The 9,267-nt window shown below is 36.1% G+C and carries 11 protein-coding genes; 4 read left to right on the forward strand and 7 right to left on the reverse strand.

Annotated features, from left to right (window positions below):
• Positions 1-103: 103 nt before the first annotated feature.
• From ADA55_RS30565 to ADA55_RS15255, 4 genes are all read right to left on the reverse strand, one after another.
• On the reverse strand, positions 104-391 hold the full coding sequence (locus tag ADA55_RS30565) for a hypothetical protein (RefSeq protein WP_054399254.1): 288 nt from the start codon (positions 389-391) through the stop codon (positions 104-106).
• On the reverse strand, positions 388-1,335 hold the full coding sequence (locus ADA55_RS15245) for an IS110 family transposase (RefSeq protein ID WP_213068208.1): 948 nt from the start codon (positions 1,333-1,335) through the stop codon (positions 388-390). The genes ADA55_RS30565 and ADA55_RS15245 overlap by 4 nt, the downstream gene beginning before the upstream one ends.
• Before the next feature lie 484 nt (positions 1,336-1,819).
• A complete protein-coding gene (locus ADA55_RS15250) occupies positions 1,820-3,130 on the reverse strand; it encodes an MFS transporter (protein WP_048685415.1) in 1,311 nt (436 codons plus the stop codon).
• Between the two features lie 170 nt (positions 3,131-3,300).
• Positions 3,301-4,065, reverse strand: coding sequence for an MBL fold metallo-hydrolase (locus ADA55_RS15255; protein ID WP_048685419.1), 765 nt, complete (start codon positions 4,063-4,065; stop codon positions 3,301-3,303).
• A 132-nt stretch (positions 4,066-4,197) separates the two neighbouring features.
• Between ADA55_RS15255 and ADA55_RS15260 the strand changes: the two genes are divergently transcribed.
• Entirely contained in the window at positions 4,198-4,605 is a 408-nt protein-coding gene (locus ADA55_RS15260) for an Lrp/AsnC family transcriptional regulator (protein WP_034304420.1), read from the forward strand.
• A gap of 362 nt (positions 4,606-4,967) precedes the next feature.
• On the opposite strand, the gene ADA55_RS15265 is transcribed toward ADA55_RS15260, so the two are convergent.
• Positions 4,968-5,789 (reverse strand): STAS domain-containing protein, encoded by an 822-nt coding sequence (locus ADA55_RS15265; RefSeq protein WP_048685423.1) that lies wholly within the window; start codon positions 5,787-5,789, stop codon positions 4,968-4,970.
• A 284-nt stretch (positions 5,790-6,073) separates the two neighbouring features.
• Here ADA55_RS15265 and ADA55_RS15270 point away from each other — a divergent pair, with 284 nt between their 5' ends.
• Complete coding sequence (locus ADA55_RS15270; RefSeq protein WP_048685425.1) at positions 6,074-6,619, forward strand: hypothetical protein; 546 nt, start codon at positions 6,074-6,076, stop codon at positions 6,617-6,619.
• Between the two features lie 251 nt (positions 6,620-6,870).
• On the opposite strand, the gene ADA55_RS15275 is transcribed toward ADA55_RS15270, so the two are convergent.
• Together ADA55_RS15275 and ADA55_RS15280 are read right to left on the reverse strand one after the other, a co-directional pair.
• Positions 6,871-7,479, reverse strand: a complete 609-nt coding sequence (locus ADA55_RS15275) for a TetR/AcrR family transcriptional regulator (protein WP_048685435.1) — start codon at positions 7,477-7,479, stop codon at positions 6,871-6,873.
• Between the two features lie 27 nt (positions 7,480-7,506).
• Positions 7,507-8,121: a GNAT family N-acetyltransferase gene (locus ADA55_RS15280; RefSeq protein WP_048685427.1), complete on the reverse strand. Its 615-nt coding sequence runs from the start codon at positions 8,119-8,121 to the stop codon at positions 7,507-7,509.
• 270 nt (positions 8,122-8,391) lie between these two features.
• Between ADA55_RS15280 and ADA55_RS15285 the strand changes: the two genes are divergently transcribed.
• Both ADA55_RS15285 and ADA55_RS15290 read left to right on the forward strand, forming a co-directional pair.
• Positions 8,392-8,889: a hypothetical protein gene (locus ADA55_RS15285; RefSeq protein WP_048685432.1), complete on the forward strand. Its 498-nt coding sequence runs from the start codon at positions 8,392-8,394 to the stop codon at positions 8,887-8,889.
• Positions 8,890-9,086: 197 nt separating this feature from the next.
• On the forward strand, positions 9,087-9,267 hold a 181-nt coding region (locus ADA55_RS15290), incomplete at its 3' end, for a DUF3953 domain-containing protein (protein ID WP_048685438.1).

Below are 9,267 nucleotides of genomic sequence, written 5' to 3' on the forward strand. Positions count from 1 at the left end.
TTTTTGTATGAAAACACTTTAGTGAAAGGCCATACTTAAATAAGCCCACCATATTCTAATTTTTTTGAAGGACGTAAATGTACTATGTCGTTATTTTAACTGGTTATGCAGTTTGTTGTTCAGATGGATCGATTGTATAGCCTTTCTTTTTTAGGTATTCGATCATTTTTAACTCTTTGTTATTTTGTTTTTCTTCAAGGTAATTTGAGCCTAGTTCTTGATAGGGTTCCCCTGTTTTTAAGATGTTGTAAGCAATCGTTAGTAGTAAATGAGCAGAAGCGATTCGTCCCTTCATTTTTCCCTGCCTTTTGGTAATCCTTTTTCGATGTGAAGCAATTCGATTATTTTGCCTTGATGTCGCTAGTACACACTCTACAGCCATCGTTTTCAAAGCTTTGTTACCTTGTGTGGTTTTACTCGTTTTTTTTTACCAGCACTTTCGTAATTTCCAGGACTCACACCAGCCCAAGAGGCAAGATGTTTAGCTGACTTAAATACGGACATATCAACGCCCATCTCTGCAATAAAAGTAGCTGCGGCAGCTTTGTTCACACCAGGTATTCCATCCAATAATTCTACTTCCTTACGATAGGGGGACAGGAGTTGATCGATTTGTTTTTCCAATTCTTCTATGGCTTTTTCTAAATAACTCATATGCTCCCAATGGTAACGCAACATATCACGATGATGACGGCGAATACGACCATTAATTGCACTGGCAATGTCAGTAATACTTGCCTTTGTTCGCCAATCCACCATTTTTCGAAGACCATCGGTCTCTATTTTTTCACCGTTTAGAATCGCTTCAAGGATACGGCGTCCCGATACACCAAAAATGTCTGATAATACGGATGTTAGCTTGATATTAGCATCTTGAAGAATTTTGTGAATGCGATTCTGTTCTGATGTGCGATGATGAATCAATTTTTTTCGATAACGAGTAAGATCTCGTAAATCACGAATATCCTCCGGTGGTACAAAATTGCTTTCAATAAGTCCACATCTTAGAAGCTTGGCAAGCCATTCGGCATCTTTCACATCAGTTTTACGTCCTGGAACATTTTTGACATGTCTTGCATTGGCAAGAACAAGGTGAAAAGAACCTTCGAGTATATTCCATATTGGTTTCCAGTAGACTCCGGTACTTTCCATCACAACATCGGATACCTGAAGGGTAGCGAGCCAATCACTTAAAGCCAAGAGTCCTGTTGTTGTAGTTGAAAATGTTTCAATAGAGGTCTTTGGCTTTTGATCTAATGGACCAAATAATACACAGGCTACTACTGTTTCTTGGTGTACATCTAGGCCAGCACACCGTTCAATCATTGCTTCCATAGGAGAAATCACCTCAAAAAAAGATTAACAATACATATGACAGGAGATTTGTTACAAAAATTTTTGTATACGTACTAGCAGTACACTAAATGGTTCTTCCATACTGTCACAACCAGTTTCTTATACAGGGTATCTTCCTTAAGATCCACCAAAAAAAGTTCAGCCTGGTTGTATTGTTATCATCCATTATTGTCAAGGGGTTAATGGGTTAGACTCTATTTTGAGTTTAGATTTTCGTAGTAGATGGTGGCGGCGAGGAGCGCCGCCATAGAAGTTTCTTATGGAACAAATGGGGCGGGTAAGTTCAACAAGAGATTCCATAAAACCTCATTTTCTTATACAGCTCCTGGGCTTCTTTAGAAGCTTGTTTTTTATAAGTTGCCTTCCTATATGAATAAAGGCAGCTTTTCAGTTTCTTGCTGAAAGCTGCCTTGTTAATATTTTTATTTCACTATATAGGGATATATCTACATTAGTCTAACTATCATAGCTCTTTGCTTGGACTTTTCCGAGACCAAACAACTACAGGAATAAGCACTAGTGACAGAATGGCTCCAGAAAGTGATAATGCTGCAAAACTAGAATGAGCGACTACCATTCCTGATACCCCCCCACCAGCTGCTCCTGAAAGTGCAAATAGTACATCGACTGATCCTTGTGTTTTTGCACGCACAGATGGGTGTGTTGAATCTATAATGAGAGCAGTCCCGCTTATTAAACCAAAGTTCCAGCCCAAACCTAGCAGTACTAACGCCAGGGTAAGCAGTGGCATTGATCCTACCGGTGTAAAAGCTGCCACCAATCCAGAGGCTAGGAGTGTAGCACCAGAAGCAACAGCCATAGTAATACGGCCAAGCTTATCTACCAATATACCTGTCAATGGTGAAGGAAGGTACATAGCTGCTATATGGAAACCTATAACTAATCCTACTTCTCCCAAACCATGACCATGATGTCCCATATGAATTGGTGTCATTGTCATAATGGCTGCCATGACAAATTGAGTCAAAATCATAATTACAGCCCCTACAACAACACCCTTTTTGTTTATGGTAGCATTCTTTAAATTTGTCCCTGTCTGTAAGCTATCGTCTTTTTTCTTAGCATTCGCAATAGCTGTGGACACAACCAAAGGGTCTGGACGAAGTAAAATTAAGATAAATAATCCGGCAATAATAAAAGCAGCTGCTGACAAGATAAAGGGGCCAGCCAAGGTTGGAACACCAATTGAATCCGCAAATTCCCCCATTCTATTGACCAAGTTAGGACCAACAACAGCACCCAAGGTAGTGGAAACCATGGCCATGCTTGCAGCAGTTGCCCTTTGTTTATCTGTTGCAAGGTCTGTCCCTGCATATCGCGCTTGTAGATTAGACGCTGTACCAGCTCCATAAATAAAAAGAGAAATAAATAAAAGTGGGATGCTGTTGGTTAAGGCTGCAATTATAACACCAATAGCACCTAACCCACCTGCAAGGAAACCACCTGCAAGTCCTGCTCTGCGGCCAAAACGTTGCGAAGACCGGCCTATAAGCAGGGCAGCTCCTGCAGAACCTAAAGTAAATAGGGCAGTTGGAATTCCTGCCGCATTTTCAGTCCCTAGCATGTCTTGTGCAAGAAGTGCTCCTACTGTTATACCGGCTCCAAGTCCTGCTCCCCCAAAGATTTGTGAAAGAATCAAAATTCTTAATGTTTTTTTATAAAGGTGTATTTGTCTTTCTGGTGAATCAATATATTCTTGCAGCCATATAGGCTGGTGTGTTGAGGCATTTGTATCTTTTGCTGACATTGTCATGAACTTTACCTCCTAACGAAATATCCTTGTAGCTTTTCATGTTTGGATGTCATCCTTGGAACATTTCATATTGTAATTAGAAGAAGCTCATAATTAAATTTCGATAATTATGAGCTTCTTTTATTTCTTATTTTTAAATAGGAACGTGACACTATTTGTCGGTGGTCATATTAAAATTTGTAGGATTCACCATCTTCTGGTACTGACATATTACTTGAGAATCCTTTTTCATTACTAAAGTTTTTTAATTCTTCTCTAGATAGTGTCCAATGGTTAACAGCTTCCATATGAACAGAAATAATCTTAGCATTAGGAGCCGCCTTGTGTACTTCATAGATGTCTTCTTTACCCATAATGAGAGAACCATATTCTATCAATTGATTATCTCCGCCATTGACAACAATAATATCTGGTTTATGGGTATCCAATTCTTCCTGTACACCTTCATACCAGACTGTATCACCAGCTACGTACAATGTTTTTTCACTTGGATGTTTAAAGACAACGCCACATACTTCCCCCATACGCTTTAATAGTTCTTCCCCTCTTCCATGCTCGCCTCTTGTTTTAACTAATTGGATGCCTTCAAAGACAGTGTCCTTTGTTAATACCTCTACATTCTGGAACCCGGTATTTTGGACTTCCTTTGCATCTTCTTCATTTTGAACGAACATTTTAATATCTTTTGGTAATAGTCTTTGCGCTGCCTCGTCAAAATGGTCTAAATGTAAATGAGTCACAATGACTGCATCAACTCCGCTAATAATATCGTCAGCAGAGGTTGGTAAACTCACTGAAGGATTGTTTTGATCTTGCCTAATCGTACCAGGGAAAGACGGGTACGTACCTTTCTCTGCTAACATCGGATCAATTAAAAACTTTCTATTTGCATATTCTGCAACTATCGTTGCATTTCGAATTTGTGTAATCTTCATCTTTACAACTCCCTTTCTTTTCATGTGTTCCCTAACAGTGTTAAGTGTATAATATGAGCAGGATTCAAATACACAGATAAATTAAAGTATTTTAGGCGTTTGACTTTATTTTTGAAAGGAGTTGACGTTCAGATGGACCAAACAGATAAGCGAATTATAGAGGAGTTATGTAGCAATAGCCGGATTACGATGAAAGAATTAGGGGAGAGAGTTCACTTAACAGGACCGGCAGCCGCAGCTAGAGTGGAGAAATTAGAGGACAATGGGGTTATTGAGGGGTATAGCATTAAAGTGAATCAAGCGAAATTAGGGTGCTTTACGTATGCCTTTATCAATATCTATATAGAAGGTACACATCATCAACCTTATCTCTCATTTATCCAAACAAAAGAGGGGTATGTCATCAATAATTATAAAATCAGTGGAGATAGCTGTTATCTTTTGGAGTGCAGGTTTCCAAGTAATGAAGCGTTAAATCAATTTTTATTAGAGTTAAACAAGTATGCAAACTATAAATTATCGATCGTTATAAGTAAATAGGGCATGAATAAACATGGATGTTTGTGAATAGTCACATTTAAACTATAAGGTGCTTGAATTGAACAACGGAGGCAGCAGGGACACCTCTTTTTCTTATTCAGTATATGAAGAACTGTACTTAAACTAATGGGTGGTTTAGCTGAAGATCGGAGCTGTCTTTGAGGCAGCTTTTTCTTATGGAACCATAGGACAGGTTAGTTGAAGAAGAAAACGAATTGATTGGTGTTGAATTAAATGCCTAACTATATTTTTTATACAAAGATGTAACTGCTAGGCAGGAAAAATATTTAGACAGTTGGTCAGAATATATTGAATAAGGAAAAAGAGTCGGCAAAGCGACCCTCCTCTAAGATTCTCCGTATTTAACATATTAAGTATTTATTCAACGCTTGTTGTAAAGTTCCTAATGTTTGTGCTTTTTCATTTAATCTCATTCCTAAGCGTATCATATTGCTAGCCACTTCAGCTCTTAACCCGGTAATCACAGTGGTACATCCCATTAATGAAGTGCCGTCAATAATCCTCATTAAATGATCAATTACCTCAGTCTCCATTTCCATAATTCCAGATAAGTCCATAATCAATGTTTGAATACGTAATTTTCCAATCTCTATTAAAACTTTTTCCTCTAGAATATTCGTTCGGTAAAGATCCACCGCACCAATTAAAGGCAAAATACATATAGTGGGTGTTATTGGGATTATTGGCACAGAAAGATTTTCGACCAATTCTCTTTGAGCCGTTATCAATGAATCTTTGTATTGAGAATATGTGATAAAAAAAACATTTAAAAACCTGTCTACTTGATTATTTATTTGTTTTTCTACAGAAAAAAAGTCTTCATTTATAACGTGATTCGTTACCTCGTTATATCCTTGTAGGAACTTCCACAAAGTTCTTCGAATGGCTTGCACCCACTCTAATTTGAAAGTTAATGGTATCTCGTGTGTCGCCCAAGCTATACCTTCTTGTTTAGCAAATGATTGAAGCTCTTGTTCTTCACCCTCAATAATGTATCGAACCAGCTTACGGGCATTATTTATCAGGTCAATATTACCGACCATTAATATTTCTTCAATTTTGTCTTTCACATTAGATGCTTCGTTTAATAATGAATCTTCAAAATCCTCGTTATTTTCTTCGATGAATTTCATTAATTTATATATATCAAGTGACAAATCCATAATTTAATCTCCTTTTTTTAAATATGCCAAATCATAAATACCCTATTATTATAATTACTAAACCCATTTACACAAAAAACTTCTAATTTAAAGGAAAATGGATGATATTTATGTAAATTAATATTGTGAAGATTTCTACTTAAACTAACGGTGCTTTACTTCAATAAGGAAGGTTGCCGAGGCAGCCTTTTTCGTATGGCACTAACGGGGCAGGTTAGTTGAACAAGGGTAATTCATAATTTGTATAGAATATGTAGAGTGTAGATTCATTTGAGGATAATGAGGTGGCTATCATAAAGAAAATTCTTAGTTTATTGTTTTTGGTTGTATTGTTTATTAGTGCAGTTGCTTGTAACAAAGATGTGATCAAAGAAAACAGTGAAGAAAAACCCCTAAAAGAGGAAAATGTGGTCAAAGTAGAAGAGGCAGAAATACTATTTAATAACTATAGTAAAGAACTATATACTATTAAAGATCCATCCAATCCCCCAACTTTTGATGAAATCGCAGAAAAGATTAAATTATATTTAACAGAAGAACAATATAATGCTGAAATCGCTAACCGGAAATTTCAAATGCCAGAATTGGTATCCAAACAAATTAATAAAAGTATAGAAGTACAAGATGTGAAACTTGAAGAACAAAGAAAAAATGGTGATGGCAAAATAGATTACTTATATACAACAACATTTAAAGTTTATGACGAGAATTCATCTAAAATTTATGAAAAAGAAGGAGAATTAACCATATCCACTACAAATAATGAATTAAAAATCGATCGTGAATGGAGTAGAGGGGTGAAAATTGACGGTTTAGATGGTGGCCTATAAGAGCTTATAAATGAAGAGTCATATTATGCAAGTGTGCTCTCGTTTTATTTAATTAAAGCGCCATGTTTGTTGAGGACTATAAAGATTTAACGCATTGGATTTTGCACTAAATCAATTCATTAAAGTAAGGAATGGAAAATTTATTTCATAATGGTTGTTGCAGTACATTTTCTCTATATTTTTCCATTCCAACAAATTCAATCGGAGCCTATGTTATCCTCGGATAGAGTTTCAGGTTCGCAGGTTTTACTTCAATCATGATAATCCGGAATCAAAAACGCTGTGACTATTTTTAGACTTGGCGTAATGTAACGTTTCTTCATGGTAAGTTTTATCATAGCTAAGCCTTGTAAGGATGCAAAATAATAAAATGCCATTTCCGAAGCATTTCCTTGTTTAAACTGGCCAAGGTTCTGACCTTTTTCGATTAATCGGGCAGTTTGGTTTAACATTGCTTCACTCTGTTCATTAAGATATTGAATTTGAAGAGATGGATGTTCCAGCGTTGAGGATTGGTTCATTAGCATGAGTAGTTCTGCAAATGCATCATCTTTTTCAAGGTCATTCAATATTTCCAAAGTAAACTGTCGAATCAATTCAATTGGAGACTCATCGCTTTGAAACTTTTCCGCTATTTTTTCCAATCCTGTTGCAGCATAGGAAACTAGCTCATTAAATAAATCTTCTTTGGTTTTATAGTGTCGGTACATTAACCCGATGCTGATGCCTGCACCCTCTGCAATATCCTGAACATTTGTAGCTGCAAACCCTTTTTTTGCGAATAGTTTTATTGCAGCCGAATGAATTTTATTTCTCGTTGCAGTTCTCATTGCCTCATATTGTCCTTTTGTTCTCGGCAAGAATTCTTCCTCCATTTCGTTCTTTCCTTACTTTTTCATATACTTCAAAGACAAAAGATTATTGATTCCATTTTTCTTGGACATCTTTTCTGGAAGGGGCTTTCTTTTGTATTCTTCAAAACCCAACTTTTTATATAATTTCATCGCCGGAATATTCGTATCGGCAACCTCTTCAATGACGTAATCGTCATACGGCGTATTTTCAAAAATATGGTGGATGATTTGAGATGCTACACCCTGTCCTTTGAATTCGTGAGCAGTTCCGACAAATTCAATCGAGCCTGTATTTGAAGGGAAATTTTCATAAGGGGCTTCAAATTCCCTCTTTAAAAAGATCCCTGCCATGCTTCCCTTGAAGAAGCCTAAGTGCTTTCTCAGCTCTTTTTTATTTAATTTTACCGAGAAGGTTTTCCCATCCGTACATGCCGTCATGCCGGCAACTTTATCATTTGCTATAGCTACATAAAATTGATCTAAAACAAACATGTGGGCAAAAGCCTTCGCAATGATGTTTTTATCCTTGGAAAAATAGCCAAGCCATTGTGTAAAGCCTTCAGCAAAAATTTCAGAAATTTGCATCCTTACATCCATATCAACTTTATCTGCTTTTGCAACTATAAACTTTAAACCTCCAGATAGCATATATCATTCCCCTTCCGGTTTTTAAATGAATATATTTTCATTATAAACTCCATAACAATGAATTGTAAAAATTTAGAATTAAGTACTTCGTGTTCTGAGGAAGGTGAACTAACTAACGGGTTAGGATACTTGAATAAGGAAGCAGGTGATTTAATGTTGTTTTATACCTTAATGTCTCTTTAACGCAGAAAAAGTTTTACTCTCGTTTATGTTATAATTTCGATTGAAGAATATCGATTTATACTATGACTATTAGATTGGTTGTTGAAGATGAAAAGGAAAAAAAACAAGAAAAACGAATCAAATATAATTAATATGACATTTGGAAAGAACTCTTATGTTAAGGACGATGAAACAGATTTTATATTTGCGTGGTTACATCCTATTATTTCGTGTAGGTTATGTATCAAGTATTTTATAAAATGGATGACGTCTGTGGATTCTTCTTTAGCACCTAATGTTCATCGTTACTACATTTTATTCTTTACATTGATATTGAGGTCATTTTTGTGGATTTATATTGGAATGGGAATTGGAGTAATCTCAAATGATAAGTCAGATGGTATGAGGTTATTGACAGAGATTCCAATGGCTTTCGGGATGTCATTTTTATGTATATTTGGACTATTGTTGGTTTTACGGATTGTAATTTCTTTCTTTGAACTGATCAGACTATTTAAAAAAGATAACTTAATTTTGTATGGTTTGGGAGTTACCGTTGTATATGGATTTATTGGCATGGTTATGTTGGGAAGTGCAATGAGGTAGTATTATACAATGTTATTCTGCAGGTAACGGGTTCGTTTGCTGGAGATCGGAGCTGTCTTTAAGGCAGCTTTTTTTTATGGAACCATCGGGGCAAGATAGTGATAGAAGTAATTTCCATTTTTTTATACAAATGAAAAGGTGTTAAATGGTATGATTGTAAAAGAATTTAATTTTTAGGGGGAAATATATTTTTGAAAATGGTTAGAATTATTTTAGCGATAGTGGTTATTGTCCTATCAGGTTATAGTCTAATAGCTCAAACCTTGGAGTTAATGCCCTATTATATGTTTTCCCTTGGGGCATTTATGTTGGTGACAGGATTTGTCGAAATTCAAAAAGACAGAAAAGGATTTTGGGGGTATATGAATATTGTTATCT

It is taken from the genome of Bacillus sp. 220_BSPC (genome assembly GCF_001054655.1).
Lineage (GTDB): Bacteria > Bacillota > Bacilli > Bacillales > DSM-1321 > Peribacillus > Peribacillus frigoritolerans.

Bases quoted from the DNA above. Each gene is read 5' to 3' on its own strand.
- ADA55_RS15250 (WP_048685415.1), bottom strand. From the start codon at position 3,130: ATGACAATGTCAGCAAAAGATACAAATGCCTCAACACACCAGCCTATA.
- ADA55_RS15265 (WP_048685423.1), bottom strand. From the start codon at position 5,789: ATGGATTTGTCACTTGATATATATAAATTAATGAAATTCATCGAAGAA.
- ADA55_RS15245 (WP_213068208.1), bottom strand. From the start codon at position 1,335: ATGGAAGCAATGATTGAACGGTGTGCTGGCCTAGATGTACACCAAGAA.
- ADA55_RS15255 (WP_048685419.1), bottom strand. From the start codon at position 4,065: ATGAAGATTACACAAATTCGAAATGCAACGATAGTTGCAGAATATGCA.
- ADA55_RS15260 (WP_034304420.1), top strand. From the start codon at position 4,198: ATGGACCAAACAGATAAGCGAATTATAGAGGAGTTATGTAGCAATAGC.
- ADA55_RS15285 (WP_048685432.1), top strand. From the start codon at position 8,392: ATGAAAAGGAAAAAAAACAAGAAAAACGAATCAAATATAATTAATATG.
- ADA55_RS15280 (WP_048685427.1), bottom strand. From the start codon at position 8,121: ATGCTATCTGGAGGTTTAAAGTTTATAGTTGCAAAAGCAGATAAAGTT.